Raw genomic sequence first — 20,053 nt, forward strand, 5'->3', positions numbered from 1 at the left:
TCTTTCGGATGGCTCGTATTCGTGCAATGAATAATCTGGCCCGTATCGACCTGAACCTGCTCGTCACGCTGCATGTGTTGCTGAGCGAACGTCACATCTCGCGCACGGCGCTCCGGCTGCACCGGAGCCAGCCGGCCGTGAGCCACGCGCTCGCGCGGCTGCGCGAGATCTTCGGCGATCCGCTGCTGGTGCGGCGCGCGGGCCGGCTCGAGCTGACCGCGCGCGCGAACGAACTGGTCGAGCCGCTGAACGACGTCCTCGGGCGGCTCGGCGCGCTGATCGAGCCGCCGGCGTTCGATCCGTCCGCGGCCACGCGCGTCTTTCGCATCGCGATGTCCGACTACGGTGCGCGGATCGTGCTGCCCGCGCTCGTGAAGACGTTGCGCGCCGACGCGCCGGGCATCGAGCTGATCGTGTCGCAGGGCACGCGCGAGGCGATGCGCATGCAGTTGATGGACGGCGAGGTCGATCTCGCGCTCGGCGTGCTGCCCGCATTGCAGCGCGACCTGCATGCCCAGCCGCTGTTCGTGGAGTCGTTCGCATGCGTGGCCGACGCGAGCCGCCTGCCGCGCCGCGGCGAACTCGCGCTCGACGCGTGGCTCGCGCGGCCCCACGCGCTCGTCGCGATGCGCGACGGGATGGACAACGAGGTCGATCGGGCGCTCGCGCGGCTGCGGCACGAGCGGCACATCGCGGTGATCCTGCCGTTCTGGAGTGTCGCGAACGACCTGATCGCGGGTACCGATCTCGTGCTGACGGTCGCACGCCGCAACCTCGACCGCGTGCGCGACGACGCACGCCTGCGCGTGTTCGACCCGCCGTTCCCGATCGATTCGTTCGAATTCGCGCAGCACTGGCATGAGCGCCGGCATGGCGACGCCGCACACATCTGGCTGCGGCAGACGATCGCGCGCGTCGCGAGCGGCGGGTAGCGGTGTGGCAGTGATGTGGCAGCGGCGATGGCGGGCGCAACGATTTACAGCGTACCGCGATGTCCGTATCCTGCCGGAGGCCGAGGGCGGCGTGCCTGCGCATCGCGCGCGGCATGCCCGGCGTCTGCAACAATCGGGAACGGAATCCCTTCCAATGAAAATCGGAGTCGATCAGGCCGCGCGCGTGCGCGGCGCATGCGTGACGCTGATGGCCGCGCTGGCCGGCGGATGCGCAGGCACCGGGCAGCAGGCGCCGCAGGCGGACGTCGGCAACGGTTCGTCCTACACGTGCCATCCCACACCGGTCGACGGGCAGGCGACGGCCGGAAGGGGCGTCAACGGCTGCTATTTCGTGCTGTACGATCCCGCGACGAAACAGGCGCTGCCGAACACGCGCTATGCATTCGCGCTTTATACGAGCGCCGCCCAGGACAGCCGGGAACTCGAAGTCGAAGGCGCGACCGACGCGCAGGGGCGCACGATCTACATGCGTTCCGCCGCGCCGATCGATGCGTCGCGCATGATGCTCGTCCGCATGATCGGCGATGGCCCGACAGGGCGGATTCCGGTGCTGGTCCGGCCGACCGACGGCAAGCGCATCCCGTTCGCGCCGTACAAGGTCACGGGGTGCAACGGGCCATACGAAGGCGTGACCGACGAAACGGGGCGCGGCGTGATGTACCGCTGCAAGACGCAGTCGCGGATCGACGTGTCGTTCCATCAGTCGCGTCCGTAGCGCGAGACGCATGATGTCGGCATCCGGCCGCGCCGCAACCCAGCACGTCGAGACGCTGATCGCGAAGGGCATCGTCTTTACCGTCCTGGGCACGTGCATGCTGATCGGCGCCACGCTGGGCGCGCAGTCGACGCGCGAATTCCTGCGCACGTCGATCGTCGTGCCGGGGCGCGTCATCAAGCTGAACGCAGGCCCGCATCATCCCGAGATCGCGTTCACGACACACGCGGGTGAGCATGTCGAATACGCGCAGGGCGGCGACGTCAGCGTGCAGGACGGCGCGACGGTCGAGGTGCGCTATGCGCCGGACGCGCCGAGGATGACCGCACGGATGAATACGTTCGGCGCGATCTGGGGCGATGCGCTGACAATCGGCGGGATGGGCGCGGTTTTTTTCGTCGTTGGCGTCGGTCAGTTGTGGTCGGGCGTGCGCGCATGGCGCAGCGGGCGCAAGCGGAGGTGATCACCCGCCGCGCGCCGAAACGTGTCGAACCCCGCAAGCAGAACATCATGGATTCCGTCATGAGGCCGCGGGCCGATCCGGTTGTCACGCACACGATTGCATGTACGGTATCGCAGTACGTCGCCTCGCTACTTCACAGGACTCTTCCAGCATGACAATTCGCTTGATGCCGTGGCTCGTCGCGATCGGCGCTGCATTTGCGGGCTTCGCCGCGCACGCGGCGGGTACGGCGCATTCGCTCGACCAGGTGCCCGGGACGTTCGATGCTCCCGAAACCCGCGCCGCGTATGCGCGCGACATGACCGGCGCGCCGGAAGGGGACGGTTTCGGTGTGCGCCTGCCGCCCGGCTTCACGAAGGAAGGGCTGGTGGCACAGCTTGTCCCGGGCCAGCCGCTTGCGCGTGTCGTGCTGGTCGGCGCGAAACCGTGGCCGCAGCGCCCCGGTGCGTTCGTTGCGATCGTTTGTGCGGCACCGACCGACGAGCTTGCGCGCGAGGCGCTGCGATTTCGTGCACCCACCGAGTGTGAAGGGTTCGAGCGCCACGCCGATGCCGACGACCAGAAGGAACGGGTCTGGCTGGGCGTGTTCGAGCGCGGTCCGGACGGCGTGCCGCGCCTCGTCGCGCGTACCGAACAGCCGCTCGAGCAGGCGACCGACTGGAGCAACACGAATCTCGACAGTCCCGACTACCTTGAGCAGACGACGCGACCGGGTGATCTCGCGTTACGGCCCGAGCGGTGGTCGCGGTTCGATCTCGCGCCGTATACGCTGCGGGCGGGCGATGCGGCGTTCGGGGTGCGGGCGGGCTGGTCGATCGGTTACTCAGGCGGCGGCGCATCGTTCGAGGCGCTGTACCTGTTCCGGATCGACGGCAAGACGCTGCGCGTCGTGTTCGCGCAGCCGATGATGTTCTACCGGGATATCGCCGGCGATTGGCATCGCGACGGCACGCGCGATCACGACATCACGGAAGGCAGCAATACGCTGAGCATGCTGCCGACTTCGACGGACGGCTTCCGGGACCTGCAGTTACGCGAGCGTGGCGGCAAATGGCGCCGGACGTTTCGATGGTCTGCCGCGGATGGCGAGTATCGGCCGCGCTGACGCCCGGGCGGCCCGTTACGGGGCAGTCGCCGCGGCGGTCGCGAATTCGTCGACGACGGCTTCGATCACGGCCTGCACGCGCGCGGTCTTGTAGAGATCGGCATGGGCGACGAGCCATACGTCGAAGTGATTGCAGCGCCGCGTCATCAGACGCACCAGTTCCGGCTCGGCATCGGCGCGAAAGCACGGCAGCTCCGCAATGCCGAGCCCCGCCAGCGTCGCTTCCACCAGCATCATCGTCGACGACGTCTGGAACATCACGCGGCCGCGCGACGTCGGTTCGCCGCACAGCGCGTCCCACATCGTCGGCACGACCGGCTGCTGGTACATCACCAGGTCGTGCCCGTCGAACGCGCTGCCCGCGACCGGTTCACCGCGCTCGGCCAGGTAGCGGCGCGAGGCATAGATCCCCGTTTCGAGATGCCCGAGCCGCCTGACGATCAGGTCCGGCGATTCCGGCCGCAACGTGCGGATCGCGAGGTCCGCTTCGCGGCGCGTGAGGTTGGCGATTTCCGCTGAAGTCACGCAGACGACGTCGATGCCGGCATGTTTGCGCCGCATGCGGGCGATGGCGGGCACCACGAAACGCTTGCCGAGCGAGTCGGTCGTGGCGATCCGCACGGATCCGGCCAGTTGCTCGTCGAGCCCCATCACGCGGCGTTCGATCGTGAGCGACGCCCGTTCCATCGTTTCGGCCGGTTCGAGCAGCGCTTCGCCGGCGGTCGTCAGCACATAGAGGGTCGGCGTGCGGAGAAACAGGCGGGCCGACAGTTCCTCCTCGAGCGCGGCGATCCGGCGTCCCACCGTCGCCTGATCGACATTCAGCTGCGCCGCGGCGCCGCGCAGCGTGCCGGTGCGCGCCAGCGCGAGGAAGAAGCGGGCGTTGTCCCAGTTCATGCGGAGCGATTGTGTCATCGGGCGGGCGGCGGCGGACGGGAACGGGTGATGCAGATCTGCATCAGGCAAATGCGAAATTATCACTTTTCCGCATCGTGTGCCGTTCCTAGACTCCCGGCATCTGCCTGGAGGTGTCATGTCCGATTGCAATCCCGTGTCCGTTTCCGTCCCCCTGGCCGTCGCGAGCCGCCCGACGGCGCGCGAGCAGCGCTTCACGCTGGCGCTCGTCGCGATCGGCATGTTCATGGCGGTCCTCGATTCGACGATCGTCAACGTGGCGCTGCCCGCGTTGCGCGCGAGCCTCGGCGCGACGGTCGCCGAACTCGCGTGGATCGTCGACGCGTATACGCTCAGCTTCGCCGCGTTGATCCTCGCGGGCGGCGCGCTGTCCGACCGGTTCGGCGCGAAGCACGTGTATCTCGCGGGGCTGGCGCTGTTCGTCGCCGCATCGGCGGCGTGCGGCGTTGCGCCGTCCGTGGCGATCCTCGTGGCGGCGCGCTTCGCGCAGGGCATGGGTGCCGCGCTATTCTTGCCCGCGTCGCTCGCGGTCGTGCGCGGCACCTTCGACGTGCCTGCCGAGCGGGCGCGGGCGATTGCGGTCTGGGCCGGCATCGCATCGGTTGCGGTGGCCGTGGGGCCGGTGCTGGGCGGCATCCTCGTCGACGATTTCGGCTGGCGCAGCGCGTTCCTGATCAATGTGCCGACCGGCGCGATCGCCTTTGCCGGAGCGGCAATGCTCGTGCGGGCGTCGGGCGCGCGGCATGCGCACCCGTTCGACTGGGCCGGCCAGGGTATCGGTGCGGCGGCGCTCGGCGCGCTGTGTTTCGCGGTGATCGAATTGCCGACGCGCGGCCCCGGCGCGGGGGAAGTGCGCTGCGCGCTGCTGGCCGCCGCGCTCGCGGCAGCGATGCTGGTCGTCGTCGAGCGGCGTGCGCGCCATCCGATGGTGCCGCTCGCGTGGTTTCGCAATCGCGTGTTCGTCGCGATGAACCTGATGGGCAGCCTCGTCTATGTCGGCTACTTCGGGCTGCTGTTCGTGTTGAGCCTGTACCTGCACGGGCGCTTCGGCATGAGTGCGCGGCAGACGGGGATGACGCTGTTGCCGTTCGCGCTGAGCCTGTCGCTCGGCAACCTGTTGTCGGGAAAACTGCATGGCCGTGTGCGCCCGGTCACGCTGATGGCAAGCGGTCTCGGGATGGCGGCGCTGGCCATTCCGGCGATCGCCGTCGCGCTCGCGCTGCGTGCGCCATGGCTGGTGGTCTGGGCGGCCATGGCCGCCTTCGGCACCGGCACCGCGTTGTCGGTCGCGCCGATGATCGCGACCGTGCTCGAACAGGTGCCCGCGGATGCGGCGGGCGTGGCGTCAGGGTTCCTCAACGCGGCGCGGCAGGCCGGAAGCTTGTTCGGCGTGGCCATCGCGGGTGCCGCGACGATACTGTTGCCGGACTTGACCGACGCGCTGTGGGCGGTCGCGGCGCTTGGATGCATGGCGTATGCGACGGCCGCCCTTGCCGCACGGGCGGCCGGCATGACGAAAGGGGCGTGACTGGACGTCACACGGAATGTGGAGGACCATTTCATCGACCGGCCGCGCACGCGCGGTTGCGCCGGCCGCACGTCTGTGCCGAAACGCATTCTGCCGCCCTTCGTCGAGCGAAACACCATGGAACCCGATCAAGAGACTGCCGAGCCGATCCTGTTGCGCGATGCGCACGACGGCGTCGTCACGCTGCGGCTGAATCGCCCGCGGCAGTTCAACGCATTGTCCGAGGCAATGCTCGCGAGCCTGCATGATGCGTTCGAGGCGCTGGCGGCCGATTCGCACGTGCGTTGCGTCGTGCTGGCCGCCGAGGGCAAGGCATTCTGCGCGGGCCACGACCTGCGGCAGATGCGCAGCCGGCCCGAACTCGACTACTACCGCGCGCTGTTCGCGCAGTGCAGCCGCGTGATGCTCGCGATGCGCGCGTTGCCGGTGCCGGTGATCGCGCGCGTGCACGGCATCGCGACGGCGGCCGGCTGCCAGCTCGTCGCCGCGTGCGACCTCGCGATCGCGGCCGATACCGCGCGCTTCGCGGTATCGGGTATCAACGTCGGGTTGTTCTGTTCGACACCGGCCGTCGCGCTGAGCCGCAACGTCACCGCGAAGCGCGCCTTCGACATGCTCGTGACCGGGCGCTTCGTCGATGCGGCGACGGCCGCCGCGTGGGGGCTCGTCAACGAGGCCGTGCCCGAGGACGCGCTCGACGCGGCCGTCGCGCGCAAGGTCGCGGAGATCGTCGCGAAGAGCCCGGCCGCGGTGCGATACGGCAAGCAGATGTTCTATCGCCAGCGCGAGTTGCCGCTCGACGAAGCCTATGCGTATGCGGGCGACGTGATGGCGCGCAACATGATGGAAGAGGATGCCGGCGAGGGCATCGACGCGTTCCTCGAGAAGCGCGAGCCGGCGTGGCGCTCGTAGCGCGTTCCCGTTGACTCGCGCGGCGGCTCGCCGGAAAGCGAACGGGCCGCCCGAGGCGGCCCGCAATCCGGGCGGCATGTACGTCGACGTCGGTCAGCGCCCGTAGCTTCCCGTCCGCAGGGCCGGTTGCACGGTCGATGCGCCGGGCGGCACGATCACGACCGGCACGCGGGGCGCGAGCGCGCACATCAGCTCGTAGCCGATCGTGCCGCTGGCTTCCGCGACATCGTCCACCTTCACCTGGTCGCCCCACAGCTCGACGCTCGACCCGATACCCGCATTCGGGCACGGCGTCAGGTCGACGGTCAGCATGTCCATCGACACGCGGCCGACGACACGCGTCATCACGCCGTCCACCGCGATCGGCGTGCCGGTCGGCGCGTGGCGCGGATAGCCGTCCGCGTAGCCGCATGCGACCACGCCGATCCGCATCGGCCGGTCGGCCGTGAAGCGGCGGCCGTAGCCGACGGTTTCGTCCGGCGCCAGCGTCTGCACGCCGATGATCCGGCTCGTCAGCGTCATCGCGGCCATCAGCGGCGTGTCGGCGATATGCCGCGACGCACCCGTCGGCGACGCGCCGTACAGGATCGTGCCGGGCCGCACCCAGTCGCGATGGGCGCGCGGATGCCACAGCACGGCCGCCGAATTCGACACCGAGCGTTCGCCGGGAATGCCGGCCGTCGTCGCATCGAACTGGTCGAGCTGCCAGTCGACCTGGCCTTCGTCGGCGTTCGCGAAATGCATCATCAGCGTGATCCTGCCGATCGACGGTGCGCTCGCCGCGCGTTCCCACGCGGCGCGGAACGCGGCGGGCCGGTAGCCGAGCCGGTTCATGCCGGAGTTCATCTTGAGCTGGATGTCGATCGGCCGTTGCGGCTTCGCGGCGATCAGCAGGTCGAGCTGCGCGTCGCAATGCACGCTCACCGTCAGCCGGTGGCGATCGGCCAGTTCGACGTCGGCCGGCTCGAAGATCCCTTCGAGCAGCAGCACGGGCTTGTCCCAGCCGAGTTCGCGCACGCGCACGGCTTCGTCGAGATCGAGCAGCCCGATGCCGTCGGCGGCCGCGAGGCCCGGATAGATCCGCTCGATGCCGTGGCCGTATGCGTTGGCCTTGATCACGGCCCAGACGCGCGATTGCGCGGCCGTGCGGCGGATGAAATCGAGGTTGTGGCGGACGGCGTCAGGGCGGATATGGGCGACGATGGGACGGGGCATGGTGATGGCTCGGGTCGATGTCGTTCGGCGCGCGGCGGCGCGGAGTGAAACGGCAGGCTGGCGCCGCAACGCGCCAAGCCAGTGTCGAGCGCTATCTTATTGGTGTTCGACCAGTTTTAATTAACGTATTTGTCGCCGATTTGGTGGAAATTTTGGCGGTCATGCCGATCGGCCGCGGCCGCCCGCGGCCCGTGCGGCCGAGTCCCCCGTCTAGAAAACCGGTGCGCGAACCGGGCGGCGCAATGCTAAGCTCTCGGCGATCTTGTCATTGATCAATGTAATCATAACGGAGGAGACTTATGACGACGTCCCAGCTGTGCCTGTTCATCGTGGCGCTGTTGCCGTTCCCGATGACGTTCCTGGCCAAGGCCCGCAAGGGTTACGACAACCGCGCGCCACGCGATTACCTGTCCCGGCTCGAAGGCTGGCGCGCTCGCGCGCAGGCCGCGCATCAGAACGCATGGGAAGCGCTGGCGCTGTTCACGGCCGCGCTGGTGGTGGCGTGGCACAACGGCGCGAACGTGCATCGCGTCGACCAGCTCGCGATCGCGTTCGTCGCGATCCGCGTCGTCTATGCGTTGATGTACCTGCTGAACTGGGCGTCGCTGCGTTCGCTCGTGTGGTTCGGCGGGATGGCGTGCGTCGTCGCGCTGTTCTTCGCCGCGCCGTAAGCGGCCGGTGAGCACGGGCGCCGGCGGCGCATGCCGGCGCTACGGCGCGCCGCCCGCGCCCCGTGCGTGACTGTCGTTGGATGCGGGCACAACCTTTTTTGCGACGAACGGCGGCACTTGCGCTTCGCTGCGCAGGAATGCGATCAACGGATCGAGCAGCCGGTGGCGCGTGGACGGATGGCGGCGCAGCACGAAGCGCCACGACGCCTCGCGTGCGAGGCCCGGCACCAGCGGTACCAGGCGTCCGCTGCGCAGTTCGGGCTCGATCAGCGGCACGCGGCCGAGCGCGATGCCCGCACCGCCGACGGCCGCGCCGATCACCTGGCTGAAGCTGCTGTAACGGACGATCTTCGTTTCGAAGTCGCCCGGCAAGCCGAATTCCGACGCCCAGTTGCGCCAGTCGATCTCGGGGCTGTTCTCGTGCATTTCCTGCAGCAGCCGCGAGCGGCACACGTACCCCGATGCGTACGGAAACAGTTCGGGGCTGCAGACCGGAAACACGGTTTCCCGCATCAGGATGTCGTCGTCGGCGCGCAGCCGGTGCGCGGGCACGTGCACGATCGCCAGATCGACGCCGCTGCGCGCGAAATCCGGCTCGTCGTCGAGCACGACGGCATGCAGCGGCGTGTCGGGATGAAGCGAAGAGAATTCCGCCAGACGGCGCGCGAGCCACATCGACGAAAACGGCGCGTTGGCGGAGACGGTCAGCCGTTGTGCGGTGCCGCGAATCTCCGCGCAGGCGTCGGTCAGGCGCGACAGCGCATCGCTGACGGCCGGCAGCAGGCGGGCGCCGGCCGGCGTGAGGCCGATGCCGCCTATGCCCGTGCTGCGTTCGAGCAGCCGTGCACCCAGCGCTTCCTCGAGCGAGCGGATCTGGTGGCTGACCGCGCTGGTCGACACGTTCAGCTCGACCGCCGCGCGCGCGAACCCGCCGAGGCGGACGGTCGCCTCGAAAGCACGCAGCGCGCTAAGGGGAGGAAGGTGCGACATGCCGGGTATTGTAGTTGACTCAACACCCGTTGAAAAATCATCTTTTGCCGCGCGCGGGAGGCGCGGGTAGCCTCGATCCGGTCAAGAAAAAAGCAACGCGTCACTGACTGGAGGCAACATGTATTTCGACCGACGACTATGGGCCATGATGGCCGGACTGCGCTGGCGGGTGGCCGCGGCAGTCGCGCTCGGGCTCGTCGCGATGGGTGTCGGCATCCTGCGTTTCGTCTTTCTCGGCCGCGTGCTGGCGCTGGTTTTTTCCGGTGCGTCGGTACGCAGCATCGGCGAAGCCGTCGCTGCAACGGCGGCCTGCGTGCTGCTGCGCGCGTGGCTCGATCATCGCCGCACGGTGCTCGCGCAGCATACGGCCGGGCGCGTGCAGGCCACGCTGCGCGCGCGGCTGTTCGACCGGATCGCCGCGCTCGGCCCCGCGTGGTTCAGCGGCGAGCGCACGGGCGGCGTGATGCTCGCCGTCGTCGACGGCGTCGAGCAGCTGCAAACCTTCTTCGGCGTCTACCTGCCGCAACTCGTGATCGCCGCCTGCGCGCCGGTCATGATCTTCGCGGTACTCGCATGGTGGGACGTGCCGACGGCCGCGATCCTGCTGGTCGCGGCGCTCGTCACGCTCGCGCTGCCGCAGCTCGTGCATCGCGCCGACAAGCGTGCGGCGCTCGCACGCTCGGCCGCGTTCAAGGCGTTCGGCGAGGAGTTTCTCGACGCGGTGCAGGGCCTGCCGACGCTGAAGGCGTTCGGGCAGAGCAGCGCGTTCGGCGCGAAGCTGGCCGCCAAGGCGCGCGCGCTGTCCGACAGCACGTTCTGGGTGCTCGCGCTCGGCCTGCTGACGCGGCTCTTCACCGATCTCGGCACGGGCCTGGGCGCGGCCGCGGCGATCGCGGTGGGCGCATGGCGCGTGCGGCACGGCGACATGAGCCACGAAGCGCTGCTGATCGTGCTGATGGCCGGCAGCGAAATCTTCCGGCCGCTGCGCGACCTGCGTGCGGTGCTGCACCAGGGGATGATCGGCCAGTCGGCGGCGAATGCGATCCATGCGCTGCTCGACGCGGGCAGCCGGGGGCCGGCCGCCGATGCGCCGCGCGTCGCGGCCCTGCGGCCGGAGATCGCGTTCGACGACGTCAGCTTCGCGTATCCGGGGCGCCGCGCGGATGCGCATGCGGCGTTGAGCTTCACGGTTCGCGAAGGCGAGACGGTCGCCATCGTCGGGCCGAGCGGCGCGGGCAAGTCGACCATCGTGCGCCTGTTGCTGCGTCAGCACGATGCGCAGGGCGGTGCGGTACGCATCGGCGGCCACGACGTGCGCACGCTCGACGCCGACCAGGTGCGCGAGATGATCGCCGTCGTCGCGCAGGATGCGACGCTGTTCGACGGCAGTGTGGCCGACAACCTGCGGCTCGGCCGCCCCGAGGCGAGCGACGCGGACATGATCGCGGCCGCGCGCGCCGCCAACGCGCACGATTTCATCTCGGCGTTGCCCGACGGCTACGCGACGCGCATCGGCGAACGCGGGCTCATGCTGTCGGGCGGCCAGCGCCAGCGCATCGCGATCGCCCGCGCGCTGCTGCGCGATGCGCCGATCCTGCTGCTCGACGAGGCGCTGTCGTCGGTCGATGCGGAGAATGAAGCGCTGATCCAGCAGGCGCTCGACCGGCTCACGCGCGGGCGGACGACGCTCGTGCTCGCGCATCGGCTGTCCAGCGTGATCGGCGCTGACCGCATCCTGGTGCTCGACCAGGGGCAGGTGGTCGATGAAGGCACGCATGCGGCGCTGATCGCGCGCGACGGCCCGTATCGCCGGCTGATGGGGCCGCAACTGGAGGCGGTCGCCGAATCCGTCGGCGCGTCGGCGGCGGCCGGTGCGACCGCGCGCGCGTCGTCGGGCCCGCAGGTGCGGCCGCTGAACGACGACGCGGCGACGATCGGCTGGGCGGAAACGTTGCAGACGCTGCTGCGCTTCGTGCGGCCGTGGAAGGGCAAGGTCGTGCTGACCGTGCTGTTCGGGATCGGCCGCGTGCTCGCGTTCATCGGCGTCGGCGTGATCGGCGCGATGGTGGTCGGTGCGGTGTCGTCCGGCCGCGTGAGTGCGTCGCTCGTCGTCGCGCTGCTCGTGATCGCGCCGGTGGCGGCCGTGCTGCACTGGCTCGAATCGTGGCTCGCGCACGACATGGCGTACCGGCTGCTCGCGGAAATGCGCATCGCGCTGTTCGCGACGCTCGAACGCCTCGCGCCGGCCGGGCTGCTGCGCCGCCGTTCCGGCGATCTCGTCTCGCTCGCGACGCAGGACGTCGAGACCGTCGAGTATTTCTATGCGCACACGCTGGCGCCCGCGTTCGTCGCGGTCCTGGTGCCGGCCGGCGTGCTGGTGCTGCTCGCGTCGGTCGCATGGCCGCTTGCGCTCGTGCTGCTGCCGTTCCTGCTGTGGGCCGGGCTCGCGCCGGTGCTCGCGCGGCGCGATGTCGACCGGCTCGGCACCGGCGCGCGCGAAGCGCTCGGCCAGCTCGGCGCGCACCTGACCGAAACGATCCAGGGGCTCGCGGAGCTGACCGCGTTCCAGGCGATCGAGCGCCGGCGCGCAGCGTTCCTGGCCGAGGTCGATGCGTACCGCCTGCAGCGAGCGAAGCTGCTCGACGACCTGTCGACGCAAAGCGCCGCGCTGGAAGTCGCGAGCGGGCTCGGCGGGCTGGCCGTCGCGGCGCTCGGTGCGCTGCTGTGCGCACGCGGCTGGTTTCCGCACGAGTCGTTGCCGCTGCTGGTGCTGGTTGCGGTGGCCGCGTTCATGCCGGTGGCCGAAATCGGCCAGGTCGCGCGCCAGCTTGCCGACACGATCGCGTCGACGCGCCGCTTGCGCGCGCTGGAGAAGGAGCCCGTGACCGTGACGGACGGCACGCACGCGCTGCCCGGCAATCCGGCCGTGCGTTTCGAGGCGGCGTCGTTCACGTATCCGGGCCGCGGCGTGCCCGCGATCGACCGCGTGAGCTTCGAGGTGCCGCCGGGCAGCACGGTCGCGCTGGTCGGCGCATCGGGCGCCGGCAAGTCGACGGTCGCGAGCCTGTTGCTGCGTTTCTGGGATCCGCAACAGGGCCGCGTGACGCTCGGCGGCGTCGACCTGCGCGACCTGCGGCTCGACGACCTGCGGCAGCACATCGCGCTGGTTGCGCAGGATACCTACCTGTTCAACGACACGCTCGAAGCGAACATCCGGCTCGCGGCGAACGACGCGTCGGACGCGGACGTGCGGCGCGCGATCGACCATGCGGCGCTCGGCGACTTCGTCGCGCGGCTGCCGGACGGGCTGGCGACGCGCGTCGGCGAGCGCGGCGTGCAGCTGTCGGGCGGCCAGCGCCAGCGCGTGGCGATCGCGCGTGCGTTCCTGAAGGATGCGCCGGTGCTGATCCTCGACGAAGCGACGTCCCATCTGGACACGATCAGCGAGCAGCAGATCCGCGCGGCGCTGGAAGACCTGATGACGCAGCGCACGTCGATCATCATCGCGCACCGGCTGTCGACCGTACGCAATGCCGACCTGATCCTCGTGATGGAGCAGGGCAGCGTGATCGAGGCGGGACGCCACGCGGACTTGATGGCGCGGCAGGGCGCGTATGCGCGGCTCGTGTCGCATCAGGCGAGCGGGGTGGCGGCGTGATCGACGCGACACCGGCGCGTCGTCGTCCGGTATTGTCCCGCGCACCCCGCAACCTGCGTTGAGCCGCGCCGGCGGTTGCCGGCCTGGCGCGCACGGCCGGCCCCGCACGGCGCCGCCATTGTCTCCCGATGCGCCGCCATCCCGCGGCGGCGCGATCCGGCGGCGCGTCCTGCCCCGCCGTTTTCCCGTTTCCTTCGATCAATCCGGCCCGCGCGGCCCGGATTTGTCTCGATGAATTTATTCGTTGCGGACTTTTTTGTTGTCGTAGTATCGCCATTGACAACACTTGTTGCACTAAGGTCTAATTCGACATCGCATGTTGCGGTGCGGCTTGATGTCGTCGTTCCCGCCGGCCGGCTGGCCGGCCACATCGCTCAATCATGCGGAGAGAAACCATGAGTCGCCGTTCCTTCCTGAAAGCCGTCGCGGTTGTCGCCGCGCTCGGCGCAAGCATCGCGCACGCGGATACCAAGACGCTCGTCGTCGGGACCGATACGTCCTTCATGCCGTTCGAGTTCAAGCAGGGCGACAAGTACGTCGGCTTCGATCTCGACCTGTGGGCCGAGATCGCGAAGGACCAGGGCTGGAAATACACGATCCAGCCGATGGATTTCGCGGGCCTGATCCCGGCGCTGCAGACGCAGAACATCGACGTCGCGCTGTCCGGGATGACGATCAAGGAGGAGCGCAAGAAAGCGATCGACTTCTCCGCCCCTTACTACGACAGCGGCCTCGCGGCGATGGTGCAGGCGGGCAACACGTCGATCAAGTCGATCGACGACCTGAACGGCAAGGTGATCGCCGCGAAGACGGGCACCGCGACGATCGACTGGATCAAGGCGCACCTGAAGCCGAAGGAGGTCCGTCAGTTCCCCAACATCGACCAGGCCTATCTCGCGCTCGAAGCCGGCCGCGTCGACGCGGCGATGCACGACACGCCGAACGTCCTGTTCTTCGTGAACAACGAAGGCAAGGGCAAGGTAAAGGTCGCCGGCCAGCCGGTCAGCGGCGACAAATACGGGATCGGCTTCCCGAAGGGCAGCGCGCTCGTGCCGAAGGTCAACGCGTCGCTCGTGAAGATCAAGGCCGACGGCCGCTACGCGCAGATCTACAAGAAGTGGTTCGGTGCCGAGCCGCCGAAGATGTGAGCGTGACGGCGCACCATGGCGCGGCCGGATGGCCGCGCCGGTCTTGATTCGAACGGGGAGCGACAAGTGAATTTCGATTGGTCGGCGATCTGGGCGGCGTTGCCGGACCTGATGGACGGGGTCCGGTTGACGATGTTCATCGCATTTTTCGGGCTGGTGGGCGGCTTCATCGTCGGGATGATCGCGGGGATGTTCCGCGCATACGGACCGAAGGCGATGAACGTGCTCGCCCAGATCTATATTGAACTGATCCGCGGCACGCCGATCGTCGTGCAGGTGATGTTCCTGTACTTCGCGCTGCCGCTGCTCGCGCATATCCGCATCGACGGCCTGACGGCCGCGATCATCGCGATCACGGTGAATTCCGGCGCGTATCTCGCGGAAGTGGTGCGCGGCGCGCTGCTGTCGATTCCGAAGGGGCTGACGGAAGCGGGGCTCGCGATGGGCTTGTCGATGCCGCGCGTGCTGCTCAAGGTGGTCGGGCCGCTCGCGTTCCGGCGGCTGATTCCACCGCTCGGCAACCAGTGCATCGTGAGCCTGAAGGACACGTCGCTGTTCATCGTGATCGGCGTCGGCGAGCTGACGCGCAAGGGGCAGGAAATCATCGCGGGCAATTTCCAGGCCGTCGAGATCTGGACGGCGGTGGCGATCATCTATCTGCTGCTGACCGGCGCCATGACGCTGACGCTGCGGATCGTCGAGAAAAGGATGCGCATCTTATGAGCATGATCGAATTCCAGAACGTGTCGAAGAGCTTCGGCCACGTGCCGGTGCTGAAGCATATCGACCTGAAGATCGACGCGGGCGAGGTGGTCGTCGTGATCGGCCCGTCCGGTTCGGGCAAGTCGACGATGTTGCGCTGTATCAACGCGCTCGAGAAAATCACCGGCGGCGAGCTGCTCGTCGACGGCCAGAGCGTGCGCGGCAACGCGGCGACGATCCGCAACATCCGGCTCGAGGCCGGCATGGTGTTCCAGCAGTTCAACCTGTTTCCGCAGATGACCGCGCTCGAGAACGTGATGTTCGGGCCGATCCAGGTGCGCGGTGCATCGCGTGCCGACGCGCGCGACCAGGCGATGGCGCTGCTCGACAAGGTCGGCCTCGAATCGCGTGCGAATCATTACCCGTCGGAGCTGTCGGGCGGGCAGCAGCAGCGCGTGGCGATCGCGCGTGCGCTCGCGATCCGGCCGCGGCTGATGCTGTTCGACGAGCCGACGTCGGCGCTCGATCCGGAATTGCGCCACGAAGTGCTGAAAGTGATGCAGGATCTCGCAACCGAGGGGATGACGATGATCGTCGTCACGCACGAGATCGGCTTCGCGAAGCGGGTCGGCACGCGGCTGCTGTTCATGGATCAGGGCGGCATTGCCGAGGACGGCCATCCGGTCGACCTGATCGACCGTCCGCCGACGCCGCGCCTGAAGGAATTCCTGAAACACGTGTCCTGAACGAAACCGAAATGGCCGACATGCCGCTTTCCCTTTCTCCCGTCATCGCCGGTGCGCCGTTCGACATCGGCGTGCGCCTCGGCGAGCTTGCCCGCCCCGTATTCGACACGTACATGCGGCAGAGCAGCGCATGGCAGGCCGTGCGAGGCTGGCGCGGCCATCCGTTCGTCGATGCGCTGCGGCAGGCCGCGCTGGCCGCGTACCCCGATCTCGTCGCGGAACTGGACGGGATCGCGGCGGGCATCGGCTGGCCGGCCGAGGACGTCTTCCTGTGGAACTGCCGCGGCGAACTGATCCATCACGCGCCGGACGGCTGTACGACGCTCGCCGCGCGCGATGCCGACGGCACGCGCTGGATCGCGCACAACGAGGACGGCGATCCTTTCCTGCGCGAGCGTTGCCTGCTCGTCGACGTGCAGCCGGCCGGCAAGCCGGGTTTCGTCAGTTTCTATTACCCCGGTTCGCTGCCGGGCCATACGTTTGCCGCGAACCGCGCGGGCATCGTGCAGACGATCAACAATCTGCGCATCCGCACGCCGGCAGCCGGCGTGCCGCGCATGATCCTCGCGCGCGCGGTGCTCGACGCGACATCGCTCGACGCGGCGGCCGACGTGCTGCGCGGGCATGCGCGCGCGAGCGGCTTTCATCACACGCTCGGTGCGACCGGCGACGAACGCTTGCTGAGCATCGAGGCGAGCGTCGCGCGTTGTTCGGTCGTCGACGTCGCGCGACTGTCGGGCCATGCGAACCATCTGGTGCATCCCGGTTGCGACGCGCAAGCGCAGATCGTCACGCAATCGTCGGCCGACCGCCAGCGCCGCGTCGACACGCTGATGCCCGGCATCGACGCGGTCGACGAACGCGCATTGCTGCGCGTGCTCGGCGATCGCGCGCCGCAAGGGCTGCCGATCTACCGTGACGATCCGGCCGACCCCGACGGCGAGAATACGCTGGCAACCGCCGTGTTCACGATTGGCTCGGCATCAATCGATTTCACCGTTCATCAACACGGCACGCGGCGCTTCGCGACGCGCATCGTGCCGTCCGGACGCGCGCCCGACGCGTCCTGATCCATGAGGCCACGCATGACGACCGTTTTCCATCGCGCTCCGCGCGCCACCTTGCCCGTTGCCGTTGCAGGCGACGGCATCGAGATCATCGATTCGACCGGCAAACGCTATATCGACGCGTGCGGCGGCGCGGCCGTGTCGTGTCTGGGCCACAGCAACCAGCGCGTGATCGACGCGATCAAGCGGCAGGCGCAGCAACTGGCGTACGCGCATACGTCGTTCTTCACGACCGACGTGGCGGAAGAACTCGCCGACCGGCTCGTCGACGCCGCGCCGGCCGGCCTCGAACACGTGTATTTCGTGTCGGGCGGATCCGAGGCGATCGAGGCCGCGCTGAAGCTCGCGCGCCAGTATTTCGTCGAGAAGGGCGAGCCGCAGCGCCGGGATTTCATCGCGCGGCGGCAGAGCTACCACGGCAACACGCTCGGCGCACTCGCGATCGGCGGCAACGCATGGCGCCGCGAGCCGTTCCTGCCGCTGCTGATCGAAGCGCATCACGTGAGCCCGTGTTATGCGTACCGCGACCGGCAATCGGGCGAAACCGACGAAGCGTACGCGCAGCGTCTGGCGGACGAGCTTGAACGGAAGATCGTCGAACTCGGCGCGGAAAACGTCGCGGCGTTCGTCGCGGAGACGGTGGTGGGCGCAACGGCCGGCGCGGTGCCGCCGGTGCGCACGTACCTGAAGAAGATGCGCGCGGTGTGCGATAAATACGGCGTGCTGCTGATCCTCGACGAGATCATGGCGGGGATGGGGCGCACCGGCTACCTGTTCGCGTGCGAAGAAGACGACGTCGCGCCCGACCTGCTGACGATCGCGAAGGGGCTCGGCGCGGGCTACCAGCCGATCGGTGCGACACTGGTGAGCGACCGCATCTACCGGACGATCGTCGACGGCTCGGGTTTCTTCCAGCACGGCCACACGTACCTCGGCCACGCGACCGCGTGCGCGGCCGCGCTCGAAGTCCAGCGCGTGATCGCCGAAGAGAAACTGCTCGACAACGTGAAGGCGCGCGGCGAGCAGTTGCGTGCATCGTTGCGCGAGCATTATGGTACGCATCCGCATGTCGGCGACGTGCGCGGCCGCGGGCTGTTCGTCGGCATCGAGCTCGTGCGCGATCGCGACACCAAGGCGACGTTCGATCCCGCGCTGAGGCTGCATGCGGCGGTCAAGCGCGAAGCGATGCAGCGCGGGTTGATGGTGTACCCGATGGGTGGCACGATCGACGGCGTGTACGGCGATCACATCCTGGTGGCGCCGCCGTTCATCAGTACCGCGCCGCAGATCGACACGATCGTCGAGCGGCTGTCCGGCGCGATCGGCGCGGCGCTCGCGTCGGCCGGCGCGTGAATCCCGACTTCATCGAATCCCGACCATGACAGACAGACTGCCTCCTTTCGATCCCGCATTGGCCACCGACGAGCAGAAGGCCGTGCTGGCCGACATCCTCAGTGGTCCGCGCGGCAACCTGAACGGGCCGTTCCTCGGCTGGATCGCGAGCCCCGAGCTGGCCCAGCACGCGCAGAAGCTCGGCGCGTTCTGCCGCTATCGCACGGGCCTGCCGCTGCGCCTGTCGGAACTCGCGATTCTCGTGACGGCCGCGCGCTGGCGCTCGCAGGCCGAGTGGCACATCCATCATCCGATCGCGCTTGACGCCGGTGTGCCGGCAGCGACGGCCGAAGCGATCCGGCTGAGCGTCGCGCCCGCATTCGAATCGGACGACGACGCACTGATATACGCGTTCGCCAGCGAGCTGTACGACACGCGCCGCGTGAGCGATGCGACGTTCGCGCGCGCACAGGCGCGCTTCGGCCACGAGACCGTGGTGAATCTCGTCGCGCTGCTCGGTTACTACGCACTCGTCGCGATGACGCTGAACACGTTCGGTATGCGCGCAGACGGACAAACCGATTTGCCGTTCCCGGAATGAGGTGCAGTTGAACCGGCGCCCCCGAATCACGCGTCCGGCTTGAGACGCGGGTGTGAAGGCGCAGGCGGTTACTGATAATCGACCAGGACGGACATGGCGCCCATGACCGTGCCCGGCGTGACGACGGCCTCCGTCTGGACATAGCCGGCAACCATCGGAAGCGTGTAGGTGCCGCCCGTCGAGGACGAGTATGCGCCAAGCCGCAACGAGGAATCGAAGGCGGCCGGCAATCCGGATGCGTCCGTGATCTTGATGGCGATACCTTTTGCGGTCGATCCGCCACGCAGCGGCAATGCACCGGGAATGGTGGACGACGCGCCACCGATCGGCGTGAGCGTGTAACCGATGCGCGTATAGCCCGGCGGGCAATTTTCGAATCGCAGATTGAAGCTCTGCGTGGATGCGTTGTTGCCGGTCGATCCGACACCTTTGAATTGAGCGGCGGCGGCACCCGGCAGCGTGATGGATTGGGTGGGCGTGCCGCAGGTGCCGTTGACCAGCTTGACCTTGGCCGCCAGCGCGATCGCAAGACCGTCGTACGACGAACCGCAATAGGATGTGGATGTTCCGCGAGGCGACGTGCAAATATAGAAGTACGAAGGATTTCCGCCGGCCTGGCCGGCAAGGCTGCCGGGCTCAAGCGGCCGCGAATCTCGCACGAGCTGGACCTCAAGAGATGACGAGACGGTAATCGGCATGCCGGCAGATCCGTAGTCGGCCCGGGTGGCGGGTTGGCCGCCGATCAGCAGCCGCGCCGAAATGCCGGGGACGTTGGTGGCGATATCGGGGCCGGGTGCGAAGGCGCCTCCGCCGTTCGGCCATAACGAGATCGCGTAGACGTCGCACTTGGCAAGCGCGCCGCAAAGCTGATTTTTCGGAATGGTATGGCGACTCAGGACCGTTCCGGCCGCAGTGGTGCTCGGTACGTTCAGCGTCGAGCCGAATGCGGTGACCTGGGTGAGTGCCAACGCGTCATGTGTGACGAAGGCGGCCGTGAGCGTCAGGACGACGGGCAGTGACGCGCGGCGGAATACACGTCTTGAACAAGCCGATATCGAGGCAGGATGAAATGGATTCGTGAGGTTCATGGGGATTTCCCGGCGAAATGTCGTCGTATGGAAGGGCAGATATGTCGAACTCCGATCAGATTTGGGATTTTCATCGAACGGGGCGGGATTTTTAATGGGACGAGTACGAAATTCAGGTTTAACCAATCGGAAAAGTGCGATGCGGTCTCCCTCACACGAACTGGTTCCTGCGTGTCAGGCATGCGCGCCCGGGGCCTGACCGCCCACGATGCCGCGCTTTGTCGGATGCCGTGCCCGCGCTCGG

The 20,053-nt window shown here is 68.2% G+C and carries 18 protein-coding genes; 14 read left to right on the forward strand and 4 right to left on the reverse strand.

What is annotated here, in order from left to right; genetic code table 11:
* Window positions 1–26: 26 nt before the first annotated feature.
* The 4 genes from AC1VVG_RS25090 (at window position 27) to AC1VVG_RS25105 (ending at window position 3,236) form a co-directional block, all read left to right on the forward strand.
* Window positions 27–932, forward strand: a complete 906-nt coding sequence (locus AC1VVG_RS25090; protein WP_059558245.1) for a LysR family transcriptional regulator — start codon at window positions 27–29, stop codon at window positions 930–932.
* A gap of 154 nt (window positions 933–1,086) precedes the next feature.
* Entirely contained in the window at window positions 1,087–1,668 is a 582-nt protein-coding gene (locus tag AC1VVG_RS25095; RefSeq protein WP_059558244.1) for a hypothetical protein, read from the forward strand.
* 10 nt (window positions 1,669–1,678) lie between these two features.
* Entirely contained in the window at window positions 1,679–2,131 is a 453-nt protein-coding gene (locus tag AC1VVG_RS25100) for a DUF3592 domain-containing protein (protein WP_069705086.1), read from the forward strand.
* Between the two features lie 151 nt (window positions 2,132–2,282).
* Window positions 2,283–3,236 carry a hypothetical protein gene (locus AC1VVG_RS25105; protein ID WP_034185921.1) on the forward strand — a complete coding sequence of 318 codons (954 nt, stop codon included), beginning with the start codon at window positions 2,283–2,285 and terminating at the stop codon, window positions 3,234–3,236.
* 15 nt (window positions 3,237–3,251) lie between these two features.
* On the opposite strand, the gene AC1VVG_RS25110 is transcribed toward AC1VVG_RS25105, so the two are convergent.
* Complete coding sequence (locus AC1VVG_RS25110) at window positions 3,252–4,133, reverse strand: LysR family transcriptional regulator (protein WP_034185922.1); 882 nt, start codon at window positions 4,131–4,133, stop codon at window positions 3,252–3,254.
* 136 nt (window positions 4,134–4,269) lie between these two features.
* On the opposite strand from AC1VVG_RS25110, the gene AC1VVG_RS25115 reads away from it, so the two are divergent.
* Together AC1VVG_RS25115 and AC1VVG_RS25120 are read left to right on the forward strand one after the other, a co-directional pair.
* Window positions 4,270–5,679 carry an MFS transporter gene (locus tag AC1VVG_RS25115; RefSeq protein WP_034185923.1) on the forward strand — a complete coding sequence of 470 codons (1,410 nt, stop codon included), beginning with the start codon at window positions 4,270–4,272 and terminating at the stop codon, window positions 5,677–5,679.
* Window positions 5,680–5,796: 117 nt separating this feature from the next.
* A complete protein-coding gene (locus AC1VVG_RS25120; RefSeq protein WP_051700888.1) occupies window positions 5,797–6,591 on the forward strand; it encodes an enoyl-CoA hydratase in 795 nt (264 codons plus the stop codon).
* A 93-nt stretch (window positions 6,592–6,684) separates the two neighbouring features.
* Here the strand turns inward: AC1VVG_RS25120 and alr are convergent, their stop codons facing one another.
* Complete coding sequence (gene alr / locus AC1VVG_RS25125) at window positions 6,685–7,806, reverse strand: alanine racemase (protein WP_049028905.1); 1,122 nt, start codon at window positions 7,804–7,806, stop codon at window positions 6,685–6,687.
* A gap of 299 nt (window positions 7,807–8,105) precedes the next feature.
* On the opposite strand from alr, the gene AC1VVG_RS25130 reads away from it, so the two are divergent.
* Window positions 8,106–8,477, forward strand: coding sequence for an MAPEG family protein (locus AC1VVG_RS25130; protein ID WP_226226750.1), 372 nt, complete (start codon window positions 8,106–8,108; stop codon window positions 8,475–8,477).
* 39 nt (window positions 8,478–8,516) lie between these two features.
* On the opposite strand, the gene AC1VVG_RS25135 is transcribed toward AC1VVG_RS25130, so the two are convergent.
* Window positions 8,517–9,467, reverse strand: a complete 951-nt coding sequence (locus tag AC1VVG_RS25135) for a LysR family transcriptional regulator (RefSeq protein WP_049028906.1) — start codon at window positions 9,465–9,467, stop codon at window positions 8,517–8,519.
* A gap of 118 nt (window positions 9,468–9,585) precedes the next feature.
* Between AC1VVG_RS25135 and AC1VVG_RS25140 the strand changes: the two genes are divergently transcribed.
* From AC1VVG_RS25140 to AC1VVG_RS25170, 7 genes are all read left to right on the forward strand, one after another.
* Window positions 9,586–13,125: an ABC transporter ATP-binding protein/permease gene (locus AC1VVG_RS25140; RefSeq protein ID WP_482836568.1), complete on the forward strand. Its 3,540-nt coding sequence runs from the start codon at window positions 9,586–9,588 to the stop codon at window positions 13,123–13,125.
* A 395-nt stretch (window positions 13,126–13,520) separates the two neighbouring features.
* On the forward strand, window positions 13,521–14,273 hold the full coding sequence (glnH, locus tag AC1VVG_RS25145) for a glutamine ABC transporter substrate-binding protein GlnH (protein ID WP_059558236.1): 753 nt from the start codon (window positions 13,521–13,523) through the stop codon (window positions 14,271–14,273).
* Window positions 14,274–14,288: 15 nt separating this feature from the next.
* Window positions 14,289–14,996 (forward strand): glutamine ABC transporter permease GlnP, encoded by a 708-nt coding sequence (gene glnP, locus AC1VVG_RS25150; RefSeq protein WP_482836570.1) that lies wholly within the window; start codon window positions 14,289–14,291, stop codon window positions 14,994–14,996.
* On the forward strand, window positions 14,993–15,721 hold the full coding sequence (gene glnQ / locus AC1VVG_RS25155) for a glutamine ABC transporter ATP-binding protein GlnQ (RefSeq protein WP_034185930.1): 729 nt from the start codon (window positions 14,993–14,995) through the stop codon (window positions 15,719–15,721). The genes glnP and glnQ overlap by 4 nt, the downstream gene beginning before the upstream one ends.
* Window positions 15,722–15,741: 20 nt before the next feature.
* Window positions 15,742–16,791 carry a C45 family autoproteolytic acyltransferase/hydrolase gene (locus tag AC1VVG_RS25160; protein WP_482837212.1) on the forward strand — a complete coding sequence of 350 codons (1,050 nt, stop codon included), beginning with the start codon at window positions 15,742–15,744 and terminating at the stop codon, window positions 16,789–16,791.
* Window positions 16,792–16,806: 15 nt separating this feature from the next.
* Entirely contained in the window at window positions 16,807–18,141 is a 1,335-nt protein-coding gene (locus tag AC1VVG_RS25165) for an aspartate aminotransferase family protein (RefSeq protein WP_482836571.1), read from the forward strand.
* Between the two features lie 25 nt (window positions 18,142–18,166).
* Window positions 18,167–18,721 carry a carboxymuconolactone decarboxylase family protein gene (locus tag AC1VVG_RS25170; protein WP_069705090.1) on the forward strand — a complete coding sequence of 185 codons (555 nt, stop codon included), beginning with the start codon at window positions 18,167–18,169 and terminating at the stop codon, window positions 18,719–18,721.
* Between the two features lie 68 nt (window positions 18,722–18,789).
* Here AC1VVG_RS25170 and AC1VVG_RS25175 read toward each other — a convergent pair whose 3' ends face one another.
* Window positions 18,790–19,809 carry a fimbrial protein gene (locus AC1VVG_RS25175; protein WP_083286506.1) on the reverse strand — a complete coding sequence of 340 codons (1,020 nt, stop codon included), beginning with the start codon at window positions 19,807–19,809 and terminating at the stop codon, window positions 18,790–18,792.
* Window positions 19,810–20,053: the final 244 nt, after the last annotated feature.

The organism is Burkholderia sp. L-4 (genome assembly GCF_056856535.1).

Excerpts from the sequence above, each read along its gene's own strand:
- AC1VVG_RS25115 (WP_034185923.1), top strand. The coding sequence starts at position 4,270 with ATGTCCGATTGCAATCCCGTGTCCGTTTCCGTCCCCCTGGCCGTCGCG.
- AC1VVG_RS25135 (WP_049028906.1), bottom strand. The coding sequence starts at position 9,467 with ATGTCGCACCTTCCTCCCCTTAGCGCGCTGCGTGCTTTCGAGGCGACC.
- AC1VVG_RS25105 (WP_034185921.1), top strand. The coding sequence starts at position 2,283 with ATGACAATTCGCTTGATGCCGTGGCTCGTCGCGATCGGCGCTGCATTT.
- alr (WP_049028905.1), bottom strand. The coding sequence starts at position 7,806 with ATGCCCCGTCCCATCGTCGCCCATATCCGCCCTGACGCCGTCCGCCAC.
- AC1VVG_RS25140 (WP_482836568.1), top strand. The coding sequence starts at position 9,586 with ATGTATTTCGACCGACGACTATGGGCCATGATGGCCGGACTGCGCTGG.
- glnH (WP_059558236.1), top strand. The coding sequence starts at position 13,521 with ATGAGTCGCCGTTCCTTCCTGAAAGCCGTCGCGGTTGTCGCCGCGCTC.
- AC1VVG_RS25170 (WP_069705090.1), top strand. The coding sequence starts at position 18,167 with ATGACAGACAGACTGCCTCCTTTCGATCCCGCATTGGCCACCGACGAG.
- AC1VVG_RS25130 (WP_226226750.1), top strand. The coding sequence starts at position 8,106 with ATGACGACGTCCCAGCTGTGCCTGTTCATCGTGGCGCTGTTGCCGTTC.
- AC1VVG_RS25100 (WP_069705086.1), top strand. The coding sequence starts at position 1,679 with ATGATGTCGGCATCCGGCCGCGCCGCAACCCAGCACGTCGAGACGCTG.
- glnP (WP_482836570.1), top strand. The coding sequence starts at position 14,289 with ATGGCGCGGCCGGATGGCCGCGCCGGTCTTGATTCGAACGGGGAGCGA.
- AC1VVG_RS25110 (WP_034185922.1), bottom strand. The coding sequence starts at position 4,133 with ATGAACTGGGACAACGCCCGCTTCTTCCTCGCGCTGGCGCGCACCGGC.
- AC1VVG_RS25160 (WP_482837212.1), top strand. The coding sequence starts at position 15,742 with ATGCCGCTTTCCCTTTCTCCCGTCATCGCCGGTGCGCCGTTCGACATC.
- AC1VVG_RS25090 (WP_059558245.1), top strand. The coding sequence starts at position 27 with ATGAATAATCTGGCCCGTATCGACCTGAACCTGCTCGTCACGCTGCAT.
- AC1VVG_RS25095 (WP_059558244.1), top strand. The coding sequence starts at position 1,087 with ATGAAAATCGGAGTCGATCAGGCCGCGCGCGTGCGCGGCGCATGCGTG.
- AC1VVG_RS25175 (WP_083286506.1), bottom strand. The coding sequence starts at position 19,809 with ATGAACCTCACGAATCCATTTCATCCTGCCTCGATATCGGCTTGTTCA.
- AC1VVG_RS25165 (WP_482836571.1), top strand. The coding sequence starts at position 16,807 with ATGACGACCGTTTTCCATCGCGCTCCGCGCGCCACCTTGCCCGTTGCC.
- AC1VVG_RS25120 (WP_051700888.1), top strand. The coding sequence starts at position 5,797 with ATGGAACCCGATCAAGAGACTGCCGAGCCGATCCTGTTGCGCGATGCG.
- glnQ (WP_034185930.1), top strand. The coding sequence starts at position 14,993 with ATGAGCATGATCGAATTCCAGAACGTGTCGAAGAGCTTCGGCCACGTG.